Here is a 25,885-nt window from a genome sequence, read left to right as displayed (position 1 = left end):
ACGGGAATCCACCTGCCTCGGCAGGTGGATTTTTTTACCGTTTGAAAGAATATTGAATGAAATAAAATTTCCACTAAAATGGAAGACGGTGCAATTCTCATGCTTTACCATGCAATAATTTGATTTACCGCGCAATTATTTGTTTTAACCGTGCAATTATCTGTTTTACCGTGCAAATATCTGAAATGACCGTGCAATTAGTGCAGTACATCGTACACTTCATGGAGTTATAGGTAAGGTTGACACCTAATTTTTGTAAAAAGTAGTGATTATCTAGAATTTCGTAGTGAATCGGTCTATTTTCGTAGTGATAAGCTTCTTAAGTGTAGTGATTCCTTGTAAAATTGTAGTGATTCAACTCAAAAACGTAGTGATTAGCAACAACCAGAGACAAGGCGTCAATTAATAATGCGTTTTCCCCCTTCTATAAGCGGGAAAAAGGGTAGAACATGTCTTAGTTCTAGTTCAGCGCTTAATTGTGCTATTATGAAGGGAAAATGGAGGTGCACAGATGATTATTGTTGGCTTAACGGGTTGGGGAGACCATGACAGTTTATATGAAGGCAAGGTTTCGCCTCGTGATAAACTGAAGGAGTATTCCAGCCACTTTCCTGCAGTTGAGGTCGATGCCTCGTTTTACGCTGTGCAGCCTGTGAAGAACGCGGCGAAATGGGCAGAGGATACACCAGACAAGTTTCAATTCATTGTAAAAGCGTATCAGGGAATGACCGGCCATCAGCGCGGTGAAATTCCTTTTACAGATAAAAATGAGATGTTCACAGCCTACAAAGAGTCGCTGAGGCCCTATCTTGAGGCCAATAAGCATGCGATGACGCTGTTCCAGTTCCCGCCATGGTTTGACCTGCGCAAAGAGAATGTCGATTATTTGCGCTGGTGCCGCGAGCAGATGGGGGACATTGACTGTGCGCTCGAGTTCCGGAACCAGTCATGGTTTGCAGGTGAGATGCGCGATAAGACTCTTGAGTTCATGCAAAAGGAAAATTGGATCCACAGCATTTGTGATGAGCCGCAGGCAGGGGAAGGCTCGATTCCAACCGTGCTTCAATCCACATCCAAGGAGAAGGTCCTTGTCCGCTTCCATGGCCGCAATGTCCATGGATGGAACAAAAAAGGAAGAGGCCAGGATTGGCGGGAAGTACGCTATTTGTATCGCTATAATCAGGCAGAATTGACAGAGTGGGCAGAGAACCTTCGAAAGCTTGATAAAGGGACTTCCCACGTATTCGCCCTGTTCAATAACAATTCCGGCGGGGATGCGGCTGATAACGCGAAACAGATGATGGATTTATTGGATATCGAATATGAAGGGCTGAACCCGAGACAGCTTGATTTGTTTTGATACTGGATTCCCCTCCTGGAAGCAGCGAGGGGACACTTCATTTTAAAAGAGGAATGATGGTTCAATGGAAGAAATGATTCATATATACCATACGAATGATTTGCATAGCCATTTGGAGCACTGGCCGAGTATCCATAAGCTTGTAACTGAGCGGCGGCGCTGGCATGAGGAAGAAGGCGATGAGGTTTTCGTTTTTGATATTGGGGATCATATGGACCGCTGGCACCCATTATCAGATGCTACAAGGGGGAAGGCGAATTGCCGACTGCTGAATGAAGCCGGTTATGATGCCGGAACCATTGGGAACAATGAAGGCATTACACTTCCATTCGAGGATCTGGATTCGATGTATCTGGAAAAAGAATTCGAGATGCTTGTGGCGAATCTATTCAATCAGGATGGAAGCCGTCCGGTTTGGGCAAAGCCTTATCATGTGTACATAAGCAAAAAAGGCACAAGGATCGGAGTAATTGGTGTTACGGTCAATTTCGGGCGCTTCTATGAGCAGCTCGGATGGAAGGTGACCGACCCAGTGGAGGAAATTGAGAACTGTGTCGATGAGTTAAAAAAACAAAGTGATGTCATCATTCTGTTATCCCATCTCGGGATTCATGATGATGAAAGGATTGCAGAACAGTTCCCGGAAATTGACGTCATTCTTGGCGGGCACACACATCATATTTTACATGAAGGTAAAGAGGTTGGCTCGAGTTTGCTCGCGGGTGCTGGCAAATTTGGATATTACACCGGCCATGTGACTGTGAAGCTGGATGTGGATTCAAAGCGGATTTTGCAGAAAACGGCTCTTCTGTACGATATGAATGAAGCCGGCCAGGCGGAAGACGAAAAGGAGATGGCTGCAGCCTATTACATGGAAGGAAGAGAACTTATGGGTGAGCCGGTGGCGAATCTGCCTGCTAAGTTAACAGCCGACCCCATGCAGCATACCGAACTGGCAAGGCTGCTCGTTCAGGCTTTAAGAGAGTGGTGTGATGCAGACTGCGCCTTTATGAATGCTGGCATGATTCTTAAGGGCCTCAAGCAGGGGGATGTAACGAGATTCGACCTCCTCGAAATCTGTCCGCACCCGATCAATCCATGTACGATCAACATGTCAGGTGCGGAACTGAAAGAAGTACTCCTTCAGACAAGGGATGAATCATGGCCCCATCTGCAGATAAAAGGACTTGGCTTCCGCGGCACCGTGATGGGTGTCATGGAGTACGACGGGATTGAGTTTCGCCAAAAGGGCAATGTCCAGCAAGTGTTCATCAACGGCGAGCTCATTGATGCGAAAAAGCAGTACTTGCTCGCCATTCCCGATATGTTCACGTTCGGCCGGTTTTTTCCGGAAATCCAGCGTGCTGAGGAAAAACGATACTGGCTGCCGGAGTTCCTCCGCAATCTGCTTGAGTGGAAGCTTACAAATATGACCATTAATATTTGATCAAAATATCACGCTTTCCCTGTCATCTTCATAGAGTGTTATTGGGATTGAAGGGAGGAGTTGTGGTCATGATCGATATGTCACCCATTGAACTAGAAGGCAAAACATTTTTATGCATATCTGTAAAATTGCCAAAGACAAACCTTCTTGTCGTTACCGGCGACAAAGGATATATAATGTGCGGCGCCCTTGATGTCGCGCTTCTCAATGAAAAGCTCAAAAGCAGGAAAGTCATTGCAGGCAGGGCGGTTGGCGTGAAAACGATTGAAGAATTGCTCGAAGCCCCGCTTGAGTCCGTCACATTCGAGGCGGAGAACCTTGGCGCCATAAAAGGGATGGTCGGCAGGGAAGCATTGCTGCTAATGAATTAAACAGGCTTTTCATATATAGAAACAACTACTTAAAAAGACAGCCTGAAGAGCTGTCTTTTTTGTGTACTCCATGTGAATTTTTGCAGAAGCAGTATAAAAAGTGAGTTTTCATTCCGATATAATGATTGAATGCAAAAAATGGGCTCGTTTTTTCCCAACTCAAAAAGGAAAACGAATGACCCAATGATTTGTAATTGTGATAGAATACAAGAAAATATTGTCGTTTTATGTAAAATTTTCTTTATTCATGATAAGGCAGACATAGCCGCCAATTAACAGATAAAGTGGGAATGAACATGAGACTCGTAGCCACCACATCGGTAGAGGAAGGGGCTTTACTCGGGAAAGCCATTTATAATGACAAGGGCCAAATCCTGCTGAATGTGGGCGTACGGCTCGAGCGGAAGATTCTGAACAGGCTTGAAGAGTTTGGGATTGATTATATCTATATTAAAGACCCTGATACCGATGATATCATCGTGAAAAACGTGATACCAGATGAAATGCGGATCAATGCGATCATGACAATCGGGGAAACTTTTAAACAGGTTCAGCTGGATTCCAAGATCTCACAAACCTTCGTGCTGGAAAAATCGGCGAGGAAATTCAAGAAGCTGATTGTTGCTTTACTTGATGAATTGAAGAGCAGCAAAGATCTTTTGAACCTGCTTTCGGATGTATTCCTGCATGACCATTATATTTTTTCGCATAGTTTGAACGTCACGCTTTACTCGCTTGCGATTGGAATAGAAATGAAGCTCTCTCCAAAAGAACTTGAACAGCTGGGGCTCGGGGCGATTTTGCATGATGTAGGGAAAATGAAGGTCCCTGAAGAAATTTTATCAAAGCCAGGCAAACTGACTGCGGAAGAATTCCAAATCATCAAGGCCCATGCTGAGGACGGCTTCCAGATGCTCAGGAATATTCCGACTGTCCCGCTGATTGTTGCCCATTGTGCGTATCAGCATCATGAACGTTTGAATGGAGCGGGATATCCGCGCGGTTTAAAGGAGGCTGAAATCCACTTATTCGGAAAAATCCTCGGAGTGGCGGATGTATTTGATGCTGTCACATCCAATCGGGTATACCGGCCGGCAATGCTGCCGCATGAAGGCCTGGAAATCCTTTATTCCGGTGCAGGCAGCCTGTTTGATCCAAAGATCGTAGACGCGTTCCGCAGAGCTGTGGCCATCTATCCAATCGGCCTGACTGTCACCCTGAGTGATGGCCGGAAGGGAGTCGTAGCACAACAAAATCCTGGCTTGAGCGAGCGGCCTGTTGTCCGTATTCTGGAGGACAGCGGCCAAAGAGTGGAACCGTACAACCTGGATCTAAAAGCCAATCTATCACAAATGATTGTCAGCTGTGATACGATCATACAATACGAGTATGCAACGAATTATTAATTTCGTTCCGCTAAGTGAAATTCCTTTTACTATAAGACAAAGTAATTATAGTTTTTAGGCTAGTTCCCCCCTTTGAAGCATACATATAGCTTTAGAGGGGGGATTTGTTTTGGCAAAATTCGGCCGGCGGCTGCCTCGGAAAGGGCCATTGCCTTTCAGGTATGTATTCCTGCTGACATTCGTATTTTTTTCCTTTTCCACTGCCGCAGGACTTTGGATCATCGATAAAGGACTTGAACCGACTTTGATGAAATATGCTGAATCCCAGACAAGAAAAATTGCGACTCTGGTTATCAACAAGGCAATCAACAAAAAAATAGCCAGCGGGATGGATATTGATAAAGTAATTGAATTTGTACCGGTGGATGGAGGTACAACCACTGTGGTGAAATTCAACACAGAAATCATCAACCGGGTAAAAGCGGAAACAACCAATATTGTACAAATGAACCTGAAAGAAGCAGAAAGAGGGAATCTTACCTCTCTCGAAATGTTATCCGATGTCGAGCTCGTAACCGATGAAAAAGACAGGGAAGAAGGAATCATTTATTATGTTCCTTTGGGTCAGGCGACCAACAATGCGCTGCTCGGTAATATGGGGCCAAGGGTTCCAGTGAAGTTCAATGCAATTGGCGATGTGACGGCCGATGTCGTCTGGGATACTGAGGAGCATGGGATCAATAATACCCTTATAAATGTATCGGTCAGGGTAAAAGTGAATGTGCAAATCATTATTCCTTTTGCGACCGAAATCGCAACCGTTCAGGAAAATATTCCGATTGGCAGCTTCTATTATCCTGGAAAAGTACCGCAGTTCTACAATGGCGGAGGAGATACATCCCCAGCCATCCAGCTTCCTGGCGAATAATAACAGTTGTCAAGTTAGTGATATTGTTATATTATAAAATCAATTGAATAATAAACCACATCATTCCGATGGGGTAGAGGCGCAGGATTCAAGAGTAAGCTGTGTGAGGATGACAACTTTGACCACAGCAGAAAGGGAATTTTGCCGAAGTAATAAAAAATGAGTCGCATTTTTTATTGCTGGGGATACTTTGAACAGGAGTATCACTGTCATTATGGAGGTATATCCATAATGGGGAGCTACAGATCGTGATGGAGACACTAGTTGCTTATTAAGGGCAGCGATAGAATGTTCTCTATCGTTGCCCTTTTTTATATTTTTATAGAAAGTGGCTACAACTCTTTTCATGGAACAGTTTCCCCCCTGTCAAAAATAAGGAGGAGAAAGAATGGAGAACACAATTTTCTCATTGCTGCCGCCATTATTGGCTATTTTGATGGTAGTGATCACAAGGCGGGTGCTATTGTCTTTGGGGACAGGCATCGTCGCAGCAGCGTTTTTGCTTGCTGACTTTAATATCATTGAAACATTCGCTATTATGTGGGATGCAGCCAAGGGGATAGTCATCGCTGATGGCGAACTGAACACGTATAGCCTATACATCATTTTATTTTTGCTGCTTTTGGGTACAATTACAGCCTTCATTTCTATTTCAGGAGGAAGCCGAGCGTTCGGCGAATGGGCAATGAAGCGTGTCAAAACAAGAGCTGGGGCTCAATTAGTCGGTGCTTTCCTTGGCATTATTATTTTTATTGATGATTATTTCAATGCACTGGCTGTAGGGCAGATCACTCGTCCAATCACGGACCGCCAGAAGGTTTCGCGCGCAAAACTGGCCTATATAATCGATTCAACTTCAGCACCAATGTGTGTCATCTCTCCGATTTCCAGCTGGGGTGCTTATATCATTGCATTGATTGGTACAATCCTTGCTGCACACGGCGTGAATGAATACAGTGCGTTCTCAGGGTTCATGCAGATCGTGCCGATGAACTTCTATGCTCTTGCAGCATTGGCAATGGTGTTCATTGTTGCTCTTAGGAATGTTGAAATCGGCCCAATGAAAAAGCATGAGGAACTTGCGATTACGGAAGGAATTGTTGTTCCTCAGGACAAGCCGGTACCAGGGGAACTGAAGGATGATCTGCCAACGAGTACGAAAGGTACTGTTGGAGACCTTGTATGGCCGATTGTAGCCCTTGTCGTAGGAACAGTAGGCATGATGCTCTGGACAGGCGCAAGTGCTGTTGAAGGAAAAGTAACCATTTTCGGTATTTTTGAAAATACAGATGTCACCAAATCTCTTGTAACTGGCGGATTGTTGGGACTTGCTGTAGCGTTGATTCTTTTTGTCAGACAGGCGGCTGTATTAAAAGGCGTCAATGCCAATGTCTTTGGAAAAGGACTAGCTGAGGGCATTAAATCAATGCTTCCGGCTATCTATATTCTCGTTTTTGCCTGGGTCATCGTTGACCTGATTGGCCGGCTTGAAACAGGTAAATATCTGGCAGGCATCGTTGAAAGCTCAAACATCAATATTGCCTTCCTGCCATTCCTGTTGTTCCTCGTAGCCGGAATCATGGCGTTCTCAACAGGAACATCATGGGGATCATTCGGAATACTGCTTCCGATTGCAGGAGATATCGCAGCGGCTGCTGATATTACAATTCTTTTGCCTGCTTTAGCAGCTGTCCTGGCTGGTGCAGTTTTTGGAGACCACTGCTCGCCAATTTCCGATACAACGATCCTATCATCAACAGGTGCTGGTTCACATCATATGGACCATGTCATGACACAGCTGCCATACGCGCTGATTTCAGCAGCAATTTCTGCTGTCGGATTCCTGGTCCTCGGTTTTACAGGCAGCACGCTCGCAGCTCTTGCAGTAGTGGCCATCCTGCTGGTTGCTTTTGCGTTCATCTTCGGAAGCAAAACAAACCAGGAAGAAGTACTGAAAGAAAATCTAGCAGAATAATGAAAAAGCTGTCTGGTATCAGACAGCTTTTTTTCATATTTTTAAAATAGCGGGAATAGAATCCTAATTAATAGGAGTTTTAGTATAGTTGGGAAAATTTTATCGAAAAAAATTTATTATGACGCAAATAATATTTTGACAAGCCATTAAAAACTAGCTATACTATTTCTAGACCAAATAATCTGAAAATATAAAACTTTCTAATTCATCAATATTTTCCAGGTGATTAGAAGGCAAGGGGGATTTATAAATGGAAAATCGTCCACAGTGGGGCACGAGGGCAGGATTCATTCTTGCTGCGGTAGGTTCGGCAGTCGGGTTGGGAAATATTTGGCGCTTCCCGGGTGTAGCTTATGAGAATGGCGGGGGAGCATTCTTCTTCCCATACTTATTTGCTTTATTAACAGCAGGTATCCCAATTTTGATTTTGGAATTCACCATCGGTCATAAGTACCGCGGATCTGCACCATTAAGTTATTTCAAGATGCGAAAAGGCGCAGAATGGCTTGGCTGGTGGCAGCTTGCTATTTCTTTTGTCATTTCGACGTATTACGCAGTCATTATCGCATGGGCAATGTCCTACGCTTATTTCTCGCTCAGCAAGCAGTGGGGAGACGATCCGCTTAGCTTCCTTGTTGGGGATTATTTAAAGGTAGTGGACGCTGGCCAGGTAGGCGGTATCGTACCAGGTGTATTCCTGCCATTAGTCATTGTATGGGTCATTTCTCTTGGTATTTTGTTCAAAGGCGTCAAGAAAGGTATTGAAGTAGCGAACAAGATCTTTATTCCTGCACTTGTTATTTTATTTATGATTATTGTTGTTCGCGCATTGACTCTGGATGGAGCAATTGATGGTGTAAACGCATTTTTCAAGCCTGACTGGAGCCAGATCCTGAACGGTAAAGTATGGGTAGCGGCATATGGACAGATTTTCTTCAGTTTATCGATCGCATTTGCAATCATGATCACGTACTCAAGTTATCTTCCTAAGAAATCTGATATTACAAACAACGCTTTCATTACTGCTTTTGCCAACTCTTCCTTTGAATTGCTGGCTGGTATCGGCGTATTCGCGGCATTGGGCTTCATGGCAATGCAGCAAGGCGTTCCAATTGATGAAGTGGTAAGCAAAGGGGTTATCCTTGCATTTGCGGTCTTCCCGCAGATCATAAATGAATTGCCGGCGTTCAGTGCGGCGTTCGGAGTACTGTTCTTCGTCAGCTTAACACTGGCAGGACTGTCTTCGTTGATTTCAATCGTTGAAACATATATTGCCGGGGTACAGGACAAATTCAATGTTTCCCGTACTAAGGCAGTAGCAATCGGCGGCGGTCTATCTGCATTGGTTTCCATCCTGTTCGCAACACAGGGCGGCTTGAATTTCCTTGACACAGCAGATGCGTTCATCAATAACTATGGTGTCGCTCTTGCCGGTCTTGTTGAAGTAGTCTTCATTGTATGGGTTGCAAAGGAACTGAAGAACCTGCAAAACCATGCTGATGCAATTTCTGATATCCGTCTTGGAAGCTGGTGGGTGATTTCCCTGAAATACATCACTCCAGTAGTATTGGGTATCATGATGGTCATGAACATCATGACAGATATTAAAACAAGTTATGGCGGCTATCCAGTCATGTTCAATGTCTACTATGGATGGTTTGTCGCAATCGGTGCTGTTATTGTTGGATTCATTTTTGCAAAAGCAAAGAAATGGGATACTGCACTTTATGAAGTTCCACAAGACAAGGGGGTTGCTAAGTAATGGATGCTAGCGCAGTTGCAATGATGGTAGTGGGTATGGTCATTATCTGGGGAGGACTCGCAGCAAGTGTAATTCATGCTGTTAGAAAAGCCCGTTCATAAGAAAAGACAAAAGGTCAGCCTGAGGATAGGCTGGCCTTTTTTGATGTCTATCTTTTCTTCAACCTCGCTCTTTCCTGCCTGGACCATAACTTCAAATGAGGGTATGGATCGAAGGACCATTCAGTATAGCCATTGTCCTTGTACATGCCATAATGCAGGTGCGGGGGGAATTTCCCGCTGGTTCCCGGCGGCCCGTACCCGGAGCTTCCCACACCGCCTATGACCGTTCCAGGCTCAACGATCTGCCCTACTCTAAGGTCCTTGGCAAACCCGCTCAGGTGGGCGAAGTAATGGTAGGTATTATTGATATCACGGATGCCGACCCGCCATCCGCCATATTTGTTCCAGCCTTTCATTTCAATAATGCCATACCCTGTGGCTCGGACTGGTACTCCATAGCCGGCGAAAATATCCGTCCCTTCATGGATCCGTCTGCCGCCCCAACCGCGTGCATCTCCCCAAGTGTTGTTATAGCTGTGGTTGCTCCGAAGCGGGAGAGGGAATACATGTGTATCAAGGTCCAAGCGTCCAAAATGCTTGTAGATCATCGCTTTTCCTATGATGATTCCGACTGTCTTATCGCGTTTATAGTAATTCCAGAGGCCAATTTTAATATTCTCATGGTCTGTACCGTAATTCAGGAGATATTGGGCGAAAGCCTGCATTACATCTTCATCATCCTTCAGGCTTGCTTTGCTGTCACCATTTCCATCGAACCCGATTCCATTGAAAAATTGTATGGAAACTGGATTGTCATCCTCCAGATTTGGATTCAGAAGTCCAGCCCACTCTTCCGGCTTGAAGTAAATTCCGGCAGTACCTTCAGCTTTTGGCAAGTCCTTTCTTGCCTGGCGGACATTCCGTTCATATTGATCCACCGCAGCAATATAATACCAGGGAATCTGGGTAACCGCTTCAACTTGAGTGTAGAGATCCATTCTCTTTTTATAGATATCCTGGTCCTGCTCAGCTGCAGATGCTAAATCCACAGAAAGGACAGGACATAGGAAAAAAAGAACGATAACTGCTTTAAGGAATTTCACCGTAATCCTCCCTTCATGATTTGACTCCTTTATTTTCCAGCTCGAGCATATAAAATATGCTTCCGCTTGTCTTCTGTTAGTTTGCGATGATGGGGGTTTTTCATAAATATCAAATAATGGTAATCGCAAAGATATCGTACTTGTCGATAGTATTCCATTATGTTAAAGTGACATCAGAAGCTGTATGCCAGCCTTGATTTTTTCATGGTGTTCTTGAGGAAGTGCAGCAGGAATGGAGTGAAAATAATGAGCAAAAAAGAGGTACAGAGAAAGCCTGATTGGCTGAAAATAAAGTTAAATACGAACGAAAACTATACGGGCTTAAAAAAGATGATGCGCGAGAAAAACCTACATACTGTGTGTGAAGAAGCAAAGTGCCCGAACATCCATGAATGCTGGGCAGTTAGACGGACTGCGACCTTCATGATCCTTGGCGATGTATGTACGCGTGCATGCCGTTTTTGTGCTGTAAAAACGGGACTGCCTACGGAACTTGACTGGCAGGAGCCAGAAAGAGTAGCGGATTCCGTTACCCTAATGAACCTTAAGCACGTCGTCGTAACAGCGGTAGCCCGCGATGACCTGAAGGATGGAGGGGCAGCTGTATTTGCTGAGACTGTAAGAGCAATCCGCCGGAAAAATCCGTTTACCTCTATTGAAGTACTGCCTTCTGATATGGGCGGAGTTGCAGAAAACCTGCAGACACTGATGGATGCTCGCCCGGATATTCTTAACCACAATGTCGAAACGGTAAAGCGCCTGACACCTAGAATCCGTGCTCGTGCTACCTATGAACGTTCACTGGAATTCCTGCGCAGGGCAAAAAAAATGCAGCCGGACATTCCGACAAAGTCAAGCATCATGGTTGGCCTGGGCGAAACGAAGGAAGAATTAATCGAAGCAATGGATGATTTGCGTGCGAACAATGTGGACATCCTTACACTTGGCCAATATTTACAGCCTTCCAAAAAGCATCTTGAGGTACAGAAGTACTACCATCCGGATGAGTTTGCCGAGCTAAGGGAAATTGCACTGGCGAAAGGCTTCAGCCATTGCGAGGCAGGCCCTCTTGTCCGTTCGTCCTACCATGCCGATGAACAGGTCAACTCAGCAGCGAAACATAAACAGCAGCTTGCAGAACAGGAAGCACAGCAGGCATAATTGATTTGCACAAGCGAAAGCTAAAAAAGAGTTCAGCATTCAATACGCTGAACTCTTTTTGTTATTTACCTTTGTTCATCTGCCTTGAAAGATCATCTTTGTCTGTCTCTTCATTGAGTTCTCCCTTGGCTTCACCATTGGCGTTTTCACCTGAACTCATATCGCGGCCTTGAGGAGATTTAAGCATCTGCTTGATGACGCCATCGACCAAATCGTCGACATTGCGGCTATCGGTATCAAGCGAGGCGAAGTTCTCTACTTCATTTCGCAGGCTAGTATCGTCTGAAACGTATACATGGAACCAGCGAGGAACGACTGACATCGCCATCCGTTTCACCTGGTCTGCGGTTTCGTTGCGATTTGCAGAATCTGTCTGGTATACAATTAGTACTTCCTCATCAGTTACAAGTGTTGACACATCATCGACATTCGGTGCCATCAAACTGAACCTGCTGATCATATCGGCGATACGCTCGCGGTCGATCGCTTCGTATGCGTTTTCTGGATTTTCCGTTCCCATTACACCAGTTCTCTGCTGACGGACATATCCGAAGTCCTCGCTTCTATTTTTCAATCCTTTACGTCCATCTTCGTTATATAAGTCTGGACGCTGATCATTAACATTCAGTGTGTTTCCGCTTTGCTGGTAAATACCAGTCCTGCCATCACGGCCTTCCTGTGCGGCATTATCGTCACCCGCAGCACATCCAGTCATAGCCACTGTTCCGCAAATACCAAGAGCCATTAATGCTTTTTTCAATTAAAACACCCCCTATTGATTAGAATGGCTCCGAAATTATTTTTTTTGCTTAGTAATTGATGGGGAATAAGTTATAATTAAGAAAAGCGCAGGCACGTTAGCTTGTTGACCAAGACAGATCGTTATGGAAAAAGAGGTGGACCTACCAATGATTTGCATCAATAACCTATGCTATGAAATAGTGGATGAAGAACGGAATGGCTTTAATGAGGAAGCATTTCGAGCCAGATACAGCGAGATTCTGACGAAATATGACTATATAGTTGGTGACTGGGGATATGGGCAGCTTCGCTTAAGAGGCTTTTTCGATGACCAGAACCAGAAATCAACATTCGATACGAAAATCAGTACGGTAAGTGAATACTTATATGAGTACTGCAATTTTGGCTGTGCCTATTTTGTCGCCAAGAAGGTAGCGAAGCAAGGTCAGGATAAATAGAATAGAAAACGAAGGAATGCTCCAATACTGTGATTGGAGCATTCCTTTTTTTACATGTCGCTATATGGCGGCTGCTCACTTTCGCTCGGGTCATCATGGGTTGGGTGGGCACCAGCTTCTTTTCTTGGTGTACTCTGATGAAGGGACTTGAATTCATAATTGAAGTTACTGTAGGTCCGTTGTCCCTCACGCCAAGGTGTGCTTTTACCCTCAACCGGTTCATCCATCCGGAATGGCGAACCATATGGTCCATCAGGTAAGTCTTCAGCCGTTATATAGTTCTTTTGCTTTTCAACATTCGAAAAATCAGAGTACTTTTCGCTGTCTTCCTTGCTCATGAACTCACCTTCTTTTGCTTGTTGTCTTTTTAGTATTTCTTTGAAAAGACAAATCAAACAAACAGTTCATTCCAGATTAAAGGATTGGCCGCAGGAATGAGCGAAGTTCTTCCGCATCTTCTTCGGATAAGTTGTAGGCATATTCGAGATAGCCTTCTTCATCAAGGTCATCGTGGCCAAGGATCGCGAATCGGCTCCCCTGGATATCCAATACGATACTCTTGCCATAATATCTTCCTGTCTGCAGGATGGCAAGGTCAAAACGCTGGTTTTCACCCACAAAGCTTACAAAGCGTGTTTTTGTCGCTTCTGTTTCATCGTATAAAAAAAATTGTTCCGTCATCGTGAACCTCCTATGTGCTGTAAAAGTATGTATTTTTTCAACCATCACAAGATGCGGCTTGTGTTCGAGAGATGGTGTGCTGTGATGTAGCGGACAGTGTCCTTCGCATTCCAAAATCTCTCTCCTCCATTTTGGCAGCATTCTCACCCACCATCAATCTTACCAGAAAAACTTTTGTTTCTGAATTTATCTTTGCGGGAAAATGCGAAAAGACCTATTTCAGACAGGATTAGTAGGGAAAGGATTTAAAAACCAGTCACAGTTCGGACAGGTTTGGGAGGAGAACAGGGAAAGCTGTCAGAAGTAGCGCCGAGTTCGGACAGGTTTGAGGGAGTAACAAGAAAAGCTGTCAAAAAAACCCCGTAATACTGACAGGTTTGAGGGAGAAGTAAAAAAGCTGTCAAAAAAACCCCGTAATTCTGACAGGTTTAGGTGAGAAGCATGAAAAGCTGTCAAAAAACCCCCGTAATTCTGACAGGTTTAGGTGAGAAGCATGAAAAGCTGTCAAAAAACCTCTGTAATTCGGACAGGTTTGAGGGAGAAGCAAAAAAAGCTGTCAAAAAACCTCCGTAATTCTGACAGGTTTAGGTGAGAAGCATGAAAAGCTGTCAAAAAACCTCTGTAATTCGGACAGGTTTGAGGGAGAAGCAAAAAAAGCTGTCAAAAAACCTCCGTAATTCGGACAGGTTTGAGGGAGAAGCAAAAAAAGCTGTCAAAAAACCTCTGTAATTCGGACAGGTTTGAGGGAGAAGCAAAAAAAGCTGTCAAAAAACCTCCGTAATTCTGACAGGTTTGAGGGAGAAGCAAAAAAAGCTGTCAAAAAACCTCCGTAATTCTGACAGGTTTAGGTGAGAAGCAAAAAAAGCTGTCAAAAAAACCTCGTAATTCTGACAGGTTTGAGGGAGAAGCCATAAAAGCTGTCATAAACAAGAATTTATTCGTGATGCCCCTTCCCTACATTCCCTACCATAACAAAGAGTAAAAATATTTTGAAATAACTATCTAGTAAAAAAGGTCTATTTTATCGAAATATGGTACAATTAAGAAAAAGTTCTAGTCATCGTTTGAGAGGATTGAAACCTATGGCCCGCCGTGTTACTAGCATATTGGACAACCTGCTTGGTTGGGGGAAAATAATGTTGCCTCATTCATCGCTTTGTTATTATCCGCCTCAGTTCATCTTGAGGGATCCTGTTGTAACAGGGGTGAAGAAGGCTTTTAACAGTGGCTGTGAAGTGGCAGTCATCGCCTATACGATCAAAAATCACCGCGAGCTGGCGGCTCAGCTTGGTGGGGAGACGTGGAAGTACCACAAGGCTTTGAAGCGTCATTTCAAAGCTGTGATTGAATTGGAAATTGAAAAAGAGGACATGATTGTCCTGCATGATTACTATAGTGACAGCTTGAGCCTGTTTATAAGGATTGACCATAACAGGCATTGTATCTCGGAGATTGATGGGAAGATGAAGAAAATCCTCAGGGAAGCGGAAAGCAGGATTTTTCATGAGTATCCGACCGTCCAGCCTATCTTTGACACGGGATTCATTTTTATTGATAAATCAGTAGGGTCCGTACATGAAGCGGTCTTGAAGGCTCATCAGCAGGCGTTTGCGATGGCTGAAAAGCGGATTCAGACGGAATTCAATGAAATGGTTTATGAAATGAACAAAATCATCTCCCGGCAGAATATAAAACTTTTGGCACAGCCAATCATTGACGTCGCCACTAAGGAGGTCCGTGCGTGGGAGATGCTGACCCGCGGTCCTGAGGGGACAGCCCTCGAAAGTCCACTGCAGCTTTTTTCAGTCGCGAGGCAGACGAATATGCTGTATGAGCTTGAAATGATTGTCCTGAGGAAAACGCTTGACCAAATTACGTCAACTGGCTGCCAGGATGATATCTTCATTAATTTTACGCCGATCACGCTTGGCAATTTTCGATTCGTCCGTGATTTGAAAACAATGATGAAATCCTATGAAGGCATCAAGCCGAATCAGATCACCCTGGAAATCACCGAACGGGACTCGATTGAGGGAATCGATAATTTTATCTATAATATAAAGGTGTTAAGAGGAATGGGTATCAAGATTGCGGTGGATGATACAGGAGCGGGATATGCCAGCCTGAATACCATCAGTGAGATCATGCCGGATGTCATCAAGATCGACCGGTCCGTCATCCAGAACATCGACAAGAACTCTGTGAAGGAGTCGATGCTGAAAGGGCTTCTGCTTGTCGCAAAGGAAGCAGGCTCTACTGTCATAGCCGAAGGAATCGAAAATGAGCATGAAGCATCAGTCCTCTCACGGAACAAGGTTGAACTGGCACAAGGTTATTTTTACGCCCGTCCTGGATTATTGAAAACCGTCTAGCATCTTCGAGAGGTGATAAGGAATGTATTTTGTCGACAGGGATCAAATTGAGCAAACATTGGAGTTTTTGGACAGGCAGATTGATTTTTTTGAAAGCAATGGATCATGGGAAACGCCTATGGAAAAAGCGGCCCTCGAGCGTGCAGCGCATACGATGGTGGAGGCTGTTCTTGATGTGGGCAATTCGATGATTGATGGCTTCATCATGCGTGACCCGGGCAGCTATGAAGACATCATCGATATCCTCGATGATGAAAAAGTCGTGACGCCTGACATGAGCGCAGGCTTGAAAAAAATCGTCCTGTTCAGGAAGATGCTAGTCCAGCAATACACTGATGTGGACCATGGAAGCCTGATCCAAACCTTCAAGTCTGAACTTCCGCAACTCAAGCTGTTTCCGGTGAAGGTCAGGGAATATCTAACGAATGAACTAGGCCCGGTTTCCGCTTTTAAAAAGTAAAGCTGGATGAAGAGACCGATAAGATGAACTGAGCAGTTCATAAGTCGGTCTCTTTTTCTTTGCTGTGAGCTTTGTCCTTTGCACTGCCTGCTCTACTTTAATAAAATGGGAGTATTCGTTTTAGCACAACAAGGGAACATTATGCATAGGAGTGATCATCATGAAAAAATATAAAGGCTATCTGATTGATTTAGATGGAACGATGTACAGGGGCTCAGAACGGATCGAGGCGGCTTCGGATTTTATAAAAAGGCTGATTGCAGCTGGAATTCCTTATTTATTCGTCACAAATAATTCTTCGCGTACACCGGCCCAGGTGGCGAAAAAGCTGCGGAGCTTTGATATCCCAACCACTGAGGAGCAGGTTTTTACGACAAGTCAGGCAACGGCCAACTATATTTATGAGCAAAAGCAAGATGCGACCGTATACGTGATTGGCGAAGAGGGGATTCAGACGGCCATCGAGGAAAAAGGGCTCCGGTTTGCAGGGGAAGAAGCGGATTTCGTCGTTTCCGGAATTGACCGCGGCATTACCTATGAAAAGCTGGCAGTTGGCTGCCTTGCGGTCAGGAACGGGGCCACTTTCATTTCAACTAATGGAGATATCGCAATTCCGACAGAACGTGGCCTGCTTCCGGGAAATGGATCACTGACATCAGTCATCGCTGTTTCCACGCAAACAGACCCAATCTTCATTGGCAAGCCGGAATCAGTGATCATGGAACAGGCACTGAAGGTCCTGGGAACTGCGAAGGAAGAGACGCTGATGGTCGGGGACTATTATGATACCGACATTCTCGCAGGCATGAGGGCCGGAATGGATACTCTGCTTGTACACACGGGGGTCACAACGAAGGAACTGCTGAAGGGTTACGATGAAATGCCAACCTATACAGTCGATTCATTGGATGACTGGGAAGTATAAAAACAGAAGGGACTTGCGCCATCGCCGGCTGCAAGTCCCTTTATCATTATTCCTCTACATTCGCCGCTCGGTGTGCAAGTCGGCTTGAAGCAGCCGCTGCAACAGCTCCCACAATATCATCCAGGAATGTATGGCATTTGCCTGACTTTTCTTTATCATTAAGGAGTTCAAGGATACCCGGTTTTGCTTTATCAATGAACCCGTAGTTGGTGAATCCAATCGAACCATAGATATTGACGATTGAGAAAGCGAGAATCTCATCCACGCCATACAGGCTCTCATCTGTTTCAATAATGGATTGAAGCGGTTCGCCAAGCTTCTTCTGCTCTGCGAGGATATCAAGCTGGATTCCTGTCAGGATGGCATTCTGGACCTCACGTTTGGACAATACTCGCTCGACATTCTGGATGCAATCGTCCATCTGCAGGTTCGGATGATACTTCTCCTGCAAGAAGAACACAAGTTTCGCAATATCCTCTATTTCAACCCCGCGTTCGTGAAGCCATTTCCGGGCAGTTTCCTCTGTCATATGAATGGCGCGTTTCTTTTCTAACATCTGCATCACCTTTCTGTTTTTAATTCAGATAAGAAAGTGTGTATCTCACTTTGGTAACTGTCTAGCTCCAGCGCCTAGCCCCTCGAGACGTTTCGGTCTGCCCAATGAAGTCAAAGAACGACTTCACTGGTCAGCCCTCCAACGCTTGTCGGGGCTGACCAAGGCGCTTACGCTTTTCTAATAGCTATCTTCATATCCTATTTAACCTAAATTATTCCGCTTAATCCGTTTTAGTGAAAGAATTCATTCCTTTAAATCATTTCCCGAATGAAGCCAGTTATTCATTTCATTGTTTTGCAGTCCGGCACATATATTTGTAAAAGAATGGCTTGGAGAGAGGTGCTGTTTGATGTTTCAAAAGATGTTAAAAGAAGTATATGGGATTTTTCCGGATTCAGAAGTATCTCTTGGAAGATATCATGGATATAAACAGAATGAAGGGCTTTATTTGATTATGGACGCTAATGGGGCAAAAGAGCAAGAGATAAGCGAGCTTTCGAGAATCGCTGACCATATGCAAAAAGCTGGTGACCGCAACGTTTCGCAGCTGCTTACAGACAAGGAAGGACGCCAGATTTGCGAATGGGAGGGAAGGAAGTACTGTGTGCTGCAGAGTCGTGCCGCACCGATGCCGGAAAAATTGCGAACAGGCAGGAAGCTGGCCAGATTCCATGCAAGAGGCAGGCAAATCCCTTTCAAGGTTAAAGGGATGAACAGGGTCGGACAGTGGAAACAGCTCTGGGAAAAGCGGCTGGACCAGATGGAAAAGGTGTGGAGCGGCAAACTCTATACTGAGCCTGAGAACGATTTTGAGAGAATGTTCATGGAGTCTTTTCCGTATTATATGGGATTGTCGGAAAATGCCATCCAATATCTTGCAGATACGGAGATCGATGATAAGCCGACAAAGATTGACCACGGCACTGTCTGCCATGAGCGCTTCACCAATACAGTCTGGAGAGGGCCGTATTTTGTGAAAAATCCATTTGAGTGGGTGTTCGACCATGGAAGCCGCGATCTGGCAGAGTGGGTAAGGGAGCGTTATTTTGCCAACATCCAGACGAGCCAGCCGGAAATCAAAAACTTCCTTAATGAGTACCAGAGTCTGACAATGCTGTCGCCGTTTTCATGGAGGCTTCTGTACTCCAGGCTGCTGTTTCCGCTTCACTACTATGAAGCAATCGAAAATTACTATATTACCCAGTCAGAACAGACAAAGCGCCAGCTTGAGGACCGTTTGCGGAAGTATCTGGACCAAAGCAGTGATTACGAACGTTTTTTAAGCCATTTTTACCAGATTGGCGATGCACCTGTGAAAATGGCGAAGCTTCCTCCGGTTGAGTGGTTATTACGGTAGTCGAAGCTTTTGCGTAAATGTGATAGAATGAATATTATTCTATTATATTAACCGCTTACAAAAAGGAGCCAGACGATGAAACCGTATATTTATATTACCAGGAAACTTCCTGCAGAAACGATTGTAGAGCTCACCGAGCAATTTGAGGTGAAGATGTGGGAGCATGAAGATATCCCTGCCCCGAGAGAGGTTTTGCTCGCTGAAGCAAAAAAAGCCAGTGGGATGATCACCATGCTGTCTGACAAAATTGACGAGGAATTGCTGTCAGCTGGTGAAAACCTGAAAGTCGTCGCCAACCTGGCTGTGGGTTTTGACAATATCAATCTCAAATCAGCCACCGAGCGCGGAATCGTTGTGAGCAATACCCCGGATGTGCTGACCGAGACAACCGCTGATCTTACTTTTGCTTTGTTGATGGCTGCGGCAAGGCGCATCGTCGAAGCAGCAGATTATATCAAAGCTGGCAAGTGGGAAGGCTGGAGCCCATACCTGCTTGCAGGACATGATGTATATGGAAAGACGATCGGAATCGTCGGTATGGGGAAAATTGGTAAGGCTGTTGCCCGACGCGCGAATGGCTTTGGAATGGATATTCTTTACCATAACCGTTCCCGTAAACCGGAAGCTGAAAAGGAACTCGGTGCGGTCTACAGTTCATTCGAGGATCTTGTATCAAAGGCTGATTATGTGGTATCACTCGCACCGCTTACAGATGAAACCAGAAATCTTTTTACAGCAGATGTTTTTGCGAAAATGAAAAAAAGCGCGATTTTCATCAATGCTGGACGCGGGCCGGTTGTGGACGAGCAGGCATTGTATGAAGCCCTGAAAAGCGGAGAGATTGCCGCTGCAGGACTTGATGTTTTTGAAAAAGAGCCCATTTCAACAGAGCATCCGCTGCTGGAACTTTCAAATGTGACAGCAATCCCGCATATCGGATCGGCAAGTACAGAAACGAGGACAAAGATGATCAAGCTTTGCTGCACGAACGTCAAAGCTGTCCTCACCGGAGACAGTCCGAAGACTATTGTTAATAAAGAAGTGATTCAATAACTCATCAATCCTTCCCTTCATGCAGGGGAGGATTTTTTTTACACTTACAGCCCCTTGCGATTAAGCGTTTTCATGGAGAAAGGCTTCTTAAATATCCCTTGTAAAAGAGGTTGGTCGTCTATATAATGTCTACTATACAAAAACAAATGTATTTTTAGAAAAGACAAAGGGAGAGGGGAAGAGAATATGCAGGCAATCTCGGTAGGACTTCTTGGATTAGGAACAGTTGGGTCGGGGGTAGTGAGAATCATTGAGAACCACCAGGATAAGTTGATGCACCAGGTTGGCTGCCCTGTGAAGGTAAAGAAAATCCTCGTCCAGGATGTAGAAAAGGAAAGGTCGGTAAAGGTCGACCCTTCTCTCCTGACGATGGACCCAGCGGACATCATCGAAGATCCGGAAATCGAAGTTGTGATTGAAGTCATGGGCGGGATCGAGAATACCCGTGACCATATGCTGCAGGCACTGAGGAACAAAAAGAACGTGGTGACAGCAAACAAAGATTTGATGGCTGTCCATGGCTCAGAGCTGCTGACGGCTGCGAGTGAAAATGGCTGCGATCTGTTTTTTGAAGCGAGCGTGGCAGGAGGCATCCCGATTTTGCGAAGTCTCGTTGATGGGCTTGCGTCTGACAGGATCACAAAGATGATGGGAATTGTGAACGGAACAACAAATTATATTTTAACGAAGATGAGCCAGGAGGGACTTCCATATGACAGCGTGCTGAAGGAAGCGCAGGAGCTGGGATATGCGGAGGCGAATCCGGCATCTGACGTGGAAGGGCTAGATGCAGCCAGAAAAATGGCGATACTGGGTACACTTGGATTTTCCATGAAGATTGACCTAGATGATGTGAAGTTTAAAGGAATCACTTCGGTCACAGAGGAAGACCTGCAGTATGCCAAACAGCTTGGCTATACGATGAAATTGCTTGGCATCGCTGTCCGTGAAGGTAACAAAGTCGAGGTATGTGTGGAGCCTGCCCTGTTGCCGTCTTCCCATCCGCTTTCGTCTGTCAATAATGAGTACAATGCGGTATATGTATACGGTGAAGCGGTCGGGGAAACCATGTTCTACGGCCCGGGTGCCGGCAGTCTGCCAACCGCCACTGCTGTTGTGTCAGATCTTGTTGGCGTCGTTAAGAATATGCGCCTAGGAGTTAATGGCCGTTCTATGGTCACCCCGCAATATGAGAAGCAGCTGAAGGATGATGGAGAAGTAAGTTCGAAGCACTTCCTCCGTCTGCATGTCCATGATGAAGTTGGTGTCTTTTCGGAGGTCACCTCGCTTTTCGCTGACCATAATGTCAGCTTTGAAAAGATCCTCCAGATGCCTTTGAAGGAAAAGGGACTTGCCGAAATCGTAGTCGTTACACATCGTGCTTCTCTCAAAGACTATCAAAATATCCTGATGGAGCTGCGTGACCTCAGGGTCGTGAAAGAAATCAAGAGCTCATACAGAGTCGAGGGGAGTGTCAATCGATGAGATGGCGGGGACTGTTGAGTGAATATCGTGAATACCTGCCAGTCAATGATCAGACCCCGATGCTGACACTGCATGAAGGAAACACGCCACTGATCCGGCTAGACCAGCTGTCAGAGCAGTGGGGCATTGATTTGCATGTAAAAGTTGAAGGGGCCAATCCGACGGGTTCATTCAAGGACCGAGGCATGGTGATGGCGGTCGCGAAAGCCAAGGAGGAGGGCAGTGATACGGTGATTTGTGCTTCCACAGGCAATACCTCGGCTTCTGCAGCTGCATATGCGGCGAGAGCAGGAATGCGGTGTATCATCGTCATTCCCGAAGGAAAAATCGCGATGGGCAAACTGGCACAGGCGGTGATGTATGGCGCCAGCATCGTTTCGATTGAAGGCAATTTTGACGAGGCGTTGAAAATGGTCAGGGCCATCAGTGAAAATGAACCAGTCACACTCGTAAACTCGGTGAATCCATATCGGCTCGAAGGACAGAAAACGGCTGCTTTCGAAATCTGTGACCAGCTGGGCGGTGCACCAGATGTCCTGGCGATTCCGGTGGGTAATGCGGGGAATATCAGTGCTTACTGGAAAGGTTTCAAAGAATACAATTCCAGCAGGCGGACAGGATTGCCGAGGATGTTCGGTTTCGAGGCAGAAGGTGCAGCAGCAATCGTGCAGGGAAAACCGATTGAGCAGCCAGAAACGATCGCCACTGCCATACGAATCGGCAACCCTGCCAGCTGGAATCTTGCTGTTGCTGCCAGGGATGAATCAGAAGGAACAATTGACTTCGTCACCGATGAAGAAATTTTACAGGCATACAGCCGACTGGCCTCTACAGAAGGGATATTTGCTGAGCCGGGTTCATGTGCCTCGCTGGCAGGAATCCACAAGCTTCTGAAACAAGGGGAAATTCCTCGTGGCTCCCGGATTGTTGCTGTACTGACGGGAAATGGATTGAAGGACCCTTCAACTGCCATCGATATCAGCTCGATCTCACCCGTGCTGCTTCCGAATGACGAAAGAATCGTCAGCAAGCATATCAGGGGAGTGGTCAGACAATGAACGGACTGGGGGAACCACATGCTGCAGGCATTACAGCAAGACAGGTTTTTGCGGTAAAAGTCCCGGCAAGCTCAGCGAACCTTGGCCCCGGCTTTGATTCCCTTGCAGTCGCATTGGACCTATACCTGGAGCTCGAGGCAGAGCGAAGCAATCGTTGGGAGGTGGAGTTCCTCTCACCATCCTTAACAGACTTTCCGCGTGATGAAACGAATTATATTTGCCAGATCGCGCTTAAAACCGCTTTAATGTACAAGCAGAAAATGCCGCCTCTCCGAATGTCTGTCAAAAGCGATATTCCGCTGGCAAGAGGGCTGGGGTCCAGCGCTGCGGCGATTGTTGCCGGAGTGGAACTGGCCAATGAATTTTGCAATTTAGAATTGTCACTGCTTGAAAAATTAAAAATCGCTGCAGGGTTTGAAGGCCACCCGGACAATGCGGGGGCCAGCCTTTTTGGCGGTGTCGTGGTGGGCAGCCAAATAGGGGATGAAGTAGATCTGACAGTACTTGACCAAATCCAATTCGATCCGATACTGGTTGTCCCCCGGGAGGAATTGCTGACCGAAATTTCACGAGACGTGTTGCCGGCAAACATGGAATTCCAGCACAGTGTCCGGGCAAGTGCCGTTGCCAATCAGCAGCTTGCTGCATTGTTAACTCATAATTGGACGCTTGCAGGCAGGATGATGGCTGCCGATCTGTTCCATCAGCCATACAGGAAAGAACTTGTGCCATTTTTTGATGATGTGCATGAAAAAGCCATTCAGTCAGGAGCTTTCGGCGTTGCACTGAGCGGGGCCGGGCCATCGATTTTGTGTCTGGCGGAACCCGGTAAAGGGGATGAAGTCGGGGAAAAAATGAAGCGGTGTGTCGATGGAATGGAAATTTTAACTTTAAAAATCGACCGGAACGGATGCAGTTCCAGCATGAAAAAAAGCGGTTTTGCCATTTAAGGCAAAACCGCTTTATTATTGGTTAATTAGAATACCTGTTCAACCTCAACAACGCCAGGTACTTCCTCTAAAAGGGCGCGTTCGATTCCAGCCTTAAGCGTGATTGTGGAGCTCGGGCAGCTTCCGCATGCACCCAGCAGGCGAAGTTTTACGATGCCATCTTCTACATCCACTAGTTCGCAGTCTCCACCATCGCGAAGAAGGAATGGACGCAATTTATCTAATACTTCTTGTACTTGCTCAAACATTTGCTGTTCAGTCATGCAAATCGACTCCTTTCATAATACTTATTATAATCTCATCAGCCGGAAAAATCTATCCAATTGAATGAAAAACCTCAGAACAACAGTTTTTTCCTTATGAATCCTTTTCATCGTATAGTAAAATAAAAGAAAATAACAGGGGGTAATTGATAATGGAACGCAAAGAAGTAGAAATAGTCGTTTACGGCGCAGAAGTATTATGCCCTAGCTGTGTCAACCTGCCATCCTCAAAAGAAACATATGAATGGCTTGAAGCAGCGATCGGCCGCAAATATGCAGACCAGCCTTTTAAAATTACTTATGTCGATATCTACAACCCTCCTGCAGATGAAGATAAGCGGGAATTTGCTGAAAAAGTAATCGAAGAAGACATGTTTTATCCCGTCGTCCTGCTCGAAGGCAAGGTTGTCGGCGAAGGAAATCCGAAATTGAAGACGATTTACGCCGAATTAGAGAAATACGGATACATTTCAGCGTAATTCTGTTAAAAGCATTCCGAAACGGAGTGCTTTTTTCTCTTTTTGAGAAGAATCTCTTTAAAATACCGATTTATTAAAAAAGCGAAAAACCTTTTATAGCGATTTTAAAATTATATAGCGACTTTTTTGTTTTTATAGCGGCTTTTGAAATTATATAGCGAAAATTTCATTTTTATAGCGACTTTAAAGATTATATAGCGAAAAATTCAATTATATAGCGAACTGGAAATTCCCGCTGATTTTTACCAGTTACCAAAAAATAAAAAACCGGGCACCCGCGCCCGGTTCACAAATGATCATCCATTATGATACTTATACATCCACAAAATACCTGACTTCAGCAATCGTGCTACGCGGCCGGTGATCGGACGTTCTGCAACCAGACCGAAACCGTGCTTTTTGCCAAGTGAACCGATGACGCCTTTCAGCTTGATCGGCGGGAAGGATTCAGGTGGTTCTTCGCCTTTCCAGCGCTTTTGCAGCACCTGGACGATTTGCTCAGCCTGGCCTTCTGCAAGCTGGGCGCTCGGTGCATGCGGCAGGCTCGCACAATCCCCGACTACATATACATTTTCATGTCCTGGCAGGTTGTGCTGCTCAGTAACCGCGGCCCGGCCCATGCTGTCTTTTTCGACATCCATTTCACGGACAAGTCTGTTTGCCTGAATTCCGGCAGTCCAGACAATCGCGTCACATACAATCGGCTCATCATGATTGTATAAGACGTTTTTCTGTACTTCTGTAATATTTGCATTGTTGATGATTTCGACATTATGGTTGTCAAACCAGTTTTCCACATAGGTGCTCAGGCGCTCGGAGAACGCGGACAGAATATGGTTTCCGCGATCGAAAAGCTTGATTTTCAAGTCTTTGCGGCTTTCAGCCAATTCACTCGCAAGCTCGACACCGCTCAACCCTGCACCAACAATGGCAACACTTGAACCTGCTGGCAGATTATTAAGTGCCTGATAAGTAGCGCGTGATTTTTCGATTGACTGGATGCTGTACGTGAACGTGTCGGCACCAGGAACATTGTGGTACTTATCTTCGCAGCCGAGACCAATGATCAAATCGTCATATTCCACAGCTTCATTACCCTGCAGCTCAACCTTATTTTCCTCCAGATTGATGGCCGTAACTTCCGCGTATTTTACCTGAAGGCGGGGGTGTTCAGGAAATGACACACGAATATGCTGATCGGAAATCGTGCCTGCAGCCAGCGCATAGTATTCAGTTTTCAAGCAATGGTAAGGAACACGGTCAATCAATGTAATGGATACATCTTCCGGCAGATCATTAGGCAGCAATTTATGGAGGACACGCATGCCGCCATAGCCGCCGCCAAGAATAACGAGATTTCTCATGTGAATTTCCCCTTTTTAACTCATCACAGACAGTCAATGATGTAGGTTTTTTAAGCTCGTTCTTGCAAACGGTAAACGGATACATAATTCGAAATTATTCTACAATATTTTTTCTGATTCGTTTTAATCCATAAAAAGTATAACGAAATTGTGACAAAATAACAACAATTTTATAGAGGCTGTAAGCCG

The 25,885-nt window shown here is 45.4% G+C and carries 26 protein-coding genes and 1 riboswitch; of the genes, 19 read left to right on the top strand and 7 right to left on the bottom strand.

Features of this window, described 5'->3' with window-relative positions; all coding sequences use genetic code 11:
- The first annotated feature begins 511 nt into the window (after positions 1-511).
- The 8 genes from M3593_RS11690 (at position 512) to M3593_RS11655 (ending at position 9,290) form a co-directional block, all read left to right on the top strand.
- Entirely contained in the window at positions 512-1,360 is an 849-nt protein-coding gene (locus M3593_RS11690; protein WP_251542871.1) for a DUF72 domain-containing protein, read from the top strand.
- Positions 1,361-1,424: 64 nt separating this feature from the next.
- Entirely contained in the window at positions 1,425-2,807 is a 1,383-nt protein-coding gene (locus tag M3593_RS11685; protein WP_144478511.1) for a bifunctional metallophosphatase/5'-nucleotidase, read from the top strand.
- 68 nt (positions 2,808-2,875) lie between these two features.
- Positions 2,876-3,178, top strand: coding sequence for a YunC family protein (locus M3593_RS11680; RefSeq protein ID WP_144478513.1), 303 nt, complete (start codon positions 2,876-2,878; stop codon positions 3,176-3,178).
- A 296-nt stretch (positions 3,179-3,474) separates the two neighbouring features.
- Positions 3,475-4,584, top strand: a complete 1,110-nt coding sequence (locus M3593_RS11675) for an HD-GYP domain-containing protein (RefSeq protein WP_251542869.1) — start codon at positions 3,475-3,477, stop codon at positions 4,582-4,584.
- 109 nt (positions 4,585-4,693) lie between these two features.
- Positions 4,694-5,452: a sporulation protein YunB gene (gene yunB, locus M3593_RS11670; protein ID WP_144478517.1), complete on the top strand. Its 759-nt coding sequence runs from the start codon at positions 4,694-4,696 to the stop codon at positions 5,450-5,452.
- Between the two features lie 66 nt (positions 5,453-5,518).
- Positions 5,519-5,702: riboswitch (Lysine riboswitch) on the top strand.
- Between the two features lie 138 nt (positions 5,703-5,840).
- Positions 5,841-7,427, top strand: coding sequence for a Na+/H+ antiporter NhaC family protein (locus M3593_RS11665; RefSeq protein WP_144478519.1), 1,587 nt, complete (start codon positions 5,841-5,843; stop codon positions 7,425-7,427).
- A gap of 250 nt (positions 7,428-7,677) precedes the next feature.
- Positions 7,678-9,189, top strand: coding sequence for a sodium-dependent transporter (locus M3593_RS11660; RefSeq protein ID WP_144478521.1), 1,512 nt, complete (start codon positions 7,678-7,680; stop codon positions 9,187-9,189).
- Positions 9,189-9,290 (top strand): methionine/alanine import family NSS transporter small subunit, encoded by a 102-nt coding sequence (locus tag M3593_RS11655; protein ID WP_144478523.1) that lies wholly within the window; start codon positions 9,189-9,191, stop codon positions 9,288-9,290. Before M3593_RS11660 ends, M3593_RS11655 begins: the two co-directional genes overlap by 1 nt.
- A 47-nt stretch (positions 9,291-9,337) precedes the next feature.
- Here the strand turns inward: M3593_RS11655 and M3593_RS11650 are convergent, their stop codons facing one another.
- Positions 9,338-10,279, bottom strand: a complete 942-nt coding sequence (locus M3593_RS11650; RefSeq protein ID WP_251543282.1) for a M23 family metallopeptidase — start codon at positions 10,277-10,279, stop codon at positions 9,338-9,340.
- Positions 10,280-10,579: 300 nt separating this feature from the next.
- On the opposite strand from M3593_RS11650, the gene lipA reads away from it, so the two are divergent.
- Positions 10,580-11,494 (top strand): lipoyl synthase, encoded by a 915-nt coding sequence (lipA, locus tag M3593_RS11645; protein ID WP_251542867.1) that lies wholly within the window; start codon positions 10,580-10,582, stop codon positions 11,492-11,494.
- A 61-nt stretch (positions 11,495-11,555) separates the two neighbouring features.
- Here lipA and M3593_RS11640 read toward each other — a convergent pair whose 3' ends face one another.
- Positions 11,556-12,254, bottom strand: coding sequence for a YhcN/YlaJ family sporulation lipoprotein (locus M3593_RS11640; RefSeq protein ID WP_144478525.1), 699 nt, complete (start codon positions 12,252-12,254; stop codon positions 11,556-11,558).
- A 148-nt stretch (positions 12,255-12,402) separates the two neighbouring features.
- Between M3593_RS11640 and M3593_RS11635 the strand changes: the two genes are divergently transcribed.
- A complete protein-coding gene (locus M3593_RS11635; RefSeq protein WP_144478527.1) occupies positions 12,403-12,693 on the top strand; it encodes a YutD family protein in 291 nt (96 codons plus the stop codon).
- A gap of 50 nt (positions 12,694-12,743) precedes the next feature.
- On the opposite strand, the gene M3593_RS11630 is transcribed toward M3593_RS11635, so the two are convergent.
- Together M3593_RS11630 and M3593_RS11625 are read right to left on the bottom strand one after the other, a co-directional pair.
- Positions 12,744-13,031, bottom strand: a complete 288-nt coding sequence (locus M3593_RS11630) for a cytosolic protein (RefSeq protein ID WP_251542865.1) — start codon at positions 13,029-13,031, stop codon at positions 12,744-12,746.
- 76 nt (positions 13,032-13,107) lie between these two features.
- Positions 13,108-13,374, bottom strand: coding sequence for a DUF3055 domain-containing protein (locus M3593_RS11625; protein ID WP_144478531.1), 267 nt, complete (start codon positions 13,372-13,374; stop codon positions 13,108-13,110).
- 1,136 nt (positions 13,375-14,510) lie between these two features.
- Between M3593_RS11625 and M3593_RS11620 the strand changes: the two genes are divergently transcribed.
- From M3593_RS11620 to M3593_RS11610, 3 genes are all read left to right on the top strand, one after another.
- The gene (locus tag M3593_RS11620) at positions 14,511-15,746 is read left to right on the top strand and encodes an EAL domain-containing protein (protein WP_251542863.1); all 1,236 of its coding nucleotides are present in this window, start codon (positions 14,511-14,513) and stop codon (positions 15,744-15,746) included.
- Between the two features lie 22 nt (positions 15,747-15,768).
- A complete protein-coding gene (locus tag M3593_RS11615) occupies positions 15,769-16,206 on the top strand; it encodes a DUF86 domain-containing protein (RefSeq protein WP_144478535.1) in 438 nt (145 codons plus the stop codon).
- Between the two features lie 160 nt (positions 16,207-16,366).
- Positions 16,367-17,131 carry a TIGR01457 family HAD-type hydrolase gene (locus tag M3593_RS11610; protein WP_251542861.1) on the top strand — a complete coding sequence of 255 codons (765 nt, stop codon included), beginning with the start codon at positions 16,367-16,369 and terminating at the stop codon, positions 17,129-17,131.
- A 46-nt stretch (positions 17,132-17,177) separates the two neighbouring features.
- Here M3593_RS11610 and M3593_RS11605 read toward each other — a convergent pair whose 3' ends face one another.
- Positions 17,178-17,687, bottom strand: a complete 510-nt coding sequence (locus M3593_RS11605; RefSeq protein ID WP_144478539.1) for a phosphatidylglycerophosphatase A family protein — start codon at positions 17,685-17,687, stop codon at positions 17,178-17,180.
- A 349-nt stretch (positions 17,688-18,036) separates the two neighbouring features.
- On the opposite strand from M3593_RS11605, the gene yutH reads away from it, so the two are divergent.
- The 5 genes from yutH (at position 18,037) to thrB (ending at position 23,590) form a co-directional block, all read left to right on the top strand.
- Complete coding sequence (gene yutH / locus M3593_RS11600) at positions 18,037-19,044, top strand: spore coat putative kinase YutH (protein WP_251542859.1); 1,008 nt, start codon at positions 18,037-18,039, stop codon at positions 19,042-19,044.
- Positions 19,045-19,119: 75 nt separating this feature from the next.
- Positions 19,120-20,097, top strand: coding sequence for a 2-hydroxyacid dehydrogenase (locus M3593_RS11595; RefSeq protein ID WP_251542857.1), 978 nt, complete (start codon positions 19,120-19,122; stop codon positions 20,095-20,097).
- Between the two features lie 186 nt (positions 20,098-20,283).
- On the top strand, positions 20,284-21,582 hold the full coding sequence (locus tag M3593_RS11590) for a homoserine dehydrogenase (protein WP_251542855.1): 1,299 nt from the start codon (positions 20,284-20,286) through the stop codon (positions 21,580-21,582).
- Positions 21,579-22,640: a threonine synthase gene (gene thrC / locus M3593_RS11585; protein WP_251542853.1), complete on the top strand. Its 1,062-nt coding sequence runs from the start codon at positions 21,579-21,581 to the stop codon at positions 22,638-22,640. The genes M3593_RS11590 and thrC overlap by 4 nt, the downstream gene beginning before the upstream one ends.
- Positions 22,637-23,590 (top strand): homoserine kinase, encoded by a 954-nt coding sequence (thrB, locus tag M3593_RS11580; RefSeq protein ID WP_251542851.1) that lies wholly within the window; start codon positions 22,637-22,639, stop codon positions 23,588-23,590. The genes thrC and thrB overlap by 4 nt, the downstream gene beginning before the upstream one ends.
- A 26-nt stretch (positions 23,591-23,616) precedes the next feature.
- Here the strand turns inward: thrB and M3593_RS11575 are convergent, their stop codons facing one another.
- Positions 23,617-23,853, bottom strand: a complete 237-nt coding sequence (locus M3593_RS11575) for a NifU family protein (RefSeq protein WP_023626615.1) — start codon at positions 23,851-23,853, stop codon at positions 23,617-23,619.
- Between the two features lie 152 nt (positions 23,854-24,005).
- Here M3593_RS11575 and M3593_RS11570 point away from each other — a divergent pair, with 152 nt between their 5' ends.
- A complete protein-coding gene (locus M3593_RS11570; RefSeq protein ID WP_144478546.1) occupies positions 24,006-24,332 on the top strand; it encodes a YuzD family protein in 327 nt (108 codons plus the stop codon).
- Positions 24,333-24,628: 296 nt separating this feature from the next.
- Here M3593_RS11570 and M3593_RS11565 read toward each other — a convergent pair whose 3' ends face one another.
- Positions 24,629-25,696, bottom strand: coding sequence for an NAD(P)/FAD-dependent oxidoreductase (locus tag M3593_RS11565; protein ID WP_251542849.1), 1,068 nt, complete (start codon positions 25,694-25,696; stop codon positions 24,629-24,631).
- Positions 25,697-25,885 lie beyond the last annotated feature (189 nt).

The organism is Mesobacillus sp. MER 48 (assembly GCF_023714225.1).
GTDB classification, from domain to species: Bacteria; Bacillota; Bacilli; order Bacillales; family Cytobacillaceae; genus Mesobacillus; species Mesobacillus oceanisediminis_A.
The sequence above is the reverse complement of the archived record's forward strand: the minus strand, read 5'-3'. Positions and strand labels throughout refer to the sequence as shown.

Coding starts and splice junctions, on each gene's coding strand:
- M3593_RS11690 (WP_251542871.1), top strand. CDS start 512: ATGATTATTGTTGGCTTAACGGGTTGGGGAGACCATGACAGTTTATAT.
- M3593_RS11685 (WP_144478511.1), top strand. CDS start 1,425: ATGGAAGAAATGATTCATATATACCATACGAATGATTTGCATAGCCAT.
- M3593_RS11680 (WP_144478513.1), top strand. CDS start 2,876: ATGATCGATATGTCACCCATTGAACTAGAAGGCAAAACATTTTTATGC.
- M3593_RS11675 (WP_251542869.1), top strand. CDS start 3,475: ATGAGACTCGTAGCCACCACATCGGTAGAGGAAGGGGCTTTACTCGGG.
- M3593_RS11665 (WP_144478519.1), top strand. CDS start 5,841: ATGGAGAACACAATTTTCTCATTGCTGCCGCCATTATTGGCTATTTTG.
- M3593_RS11660 (WP_144478521.1), top strand. CDS start 7,678: ATGGAAAATCGTCCACAGTGGGGCACGAGGGCAGGATTCATTCTTGCT.
- M3593_RS11655 (WP_144478523.1), top strand. CDS start 9,189: ATGGATGCTAGCGCAGTTGCAATGATGGTAGTGGGTATGGTCATTATC.
- lipA (WP_251542867.1), top strand. CDS start 10,580: ATGAGCAAAAAAGAGGTACAGAGAAAGCCTGATTGGCTGAAAATAAAG.
- M3593_RS11635 (WP_144478527.1), top strand. CDS start 12,403: ATGATTTGCATCAATAACCTATGCTATGAAATAGTGGATGAAGAACGG.
- M3593_RS11630 (WP_251542865.1), bottom strand. CDS start 13,031: ATGAGCAAGGAAGACAGCGAAAAGTACTCTGATTTTTCGAATGTTGAA.
- M3593_RS11625 (WP_144478531.1), bottom strand. CDS start 13,374: ATGACGGAACAATTTTTTTTATACGATGAAACAGAAGCGACAAAAACA.
- M3593_RS11620 (WP_251542863.1), top strand. CDS start 14,511: ATGTTGCCTCATTCATCGCTTTGTTATTATCCGCCTCAGTTCATCTTG.
- M3593_RS11615 (WP_144478535.1), top strand. CDS start 15,769: ATGTATTTTGTCGACAGGGATCAAATTGAGCAAACATTGGAGTTTTTG.
- M3593_RS11610 (WP_251542861.1), top strand. CDS start 16,367: ATGAAAAAATATAAAGGCTATCTGATTGATTTAGATGGAACGATGTAC.
- M3593_RS11605 (WP_144478539.1), bottom strand. CDS start 17,687: ATGTTAGAAAAGAAACGCGCCATTCATATGACAGAGGAAACTGCCCGG.
- yutH (WP_251542859.1), top strand. CDS start 18,037: ATGTTTCAAAAGATGTTAAAAGAAGTATATGGGATTTTTCCGGATTCA.
- M3593_RS11595 (WP_251542857.1), top strand. CDS start 19,120: ATGAAACCGTATATTTATATTACCAGGAAACTTCCTGCAGAAACGATT.
- M3593_RS11590 (WP_251542855.1), top strand. CDS start 20,284: ATGCAGGCAATCTCGGTAGGACTTCTTGGATTAGGAACAGTTGGGTCG.
- thrC (WP_251542853.1), top strand. CDS start 21,579: ATGAGATGGCGGGGACTGTTGAGTGAATATCGTGAATACCTGCCAGTC.
- thrB (WP_251542851.1), top strand. CDS start 22,637: ATGAACGGACTGGGGGAACCACATGCTGCAGGCATTACAGCAAGACAG.
- M3593_RS11575 (WP_023626615.1), bottom strand. CDS start 23,853: ATGACTGAACAGCAAATGTTTGAGCAAGTACAAGAAGTATTAGATAAA.
- M3593_RS11570 (WP_144478546.1), top strand. CDS start 24,006: ATGGAACGCAAAGAAGTAGAAATAGTCGTTTACGGCGCAGAAGTATTA.
- M3593_RS11565 (WP_251542849.1), bottom strand. CDS start 25,696: ATGAGAAATCTCGTTATTCTTGGCGGCGGCTATGGCGGCATGCGTGTC.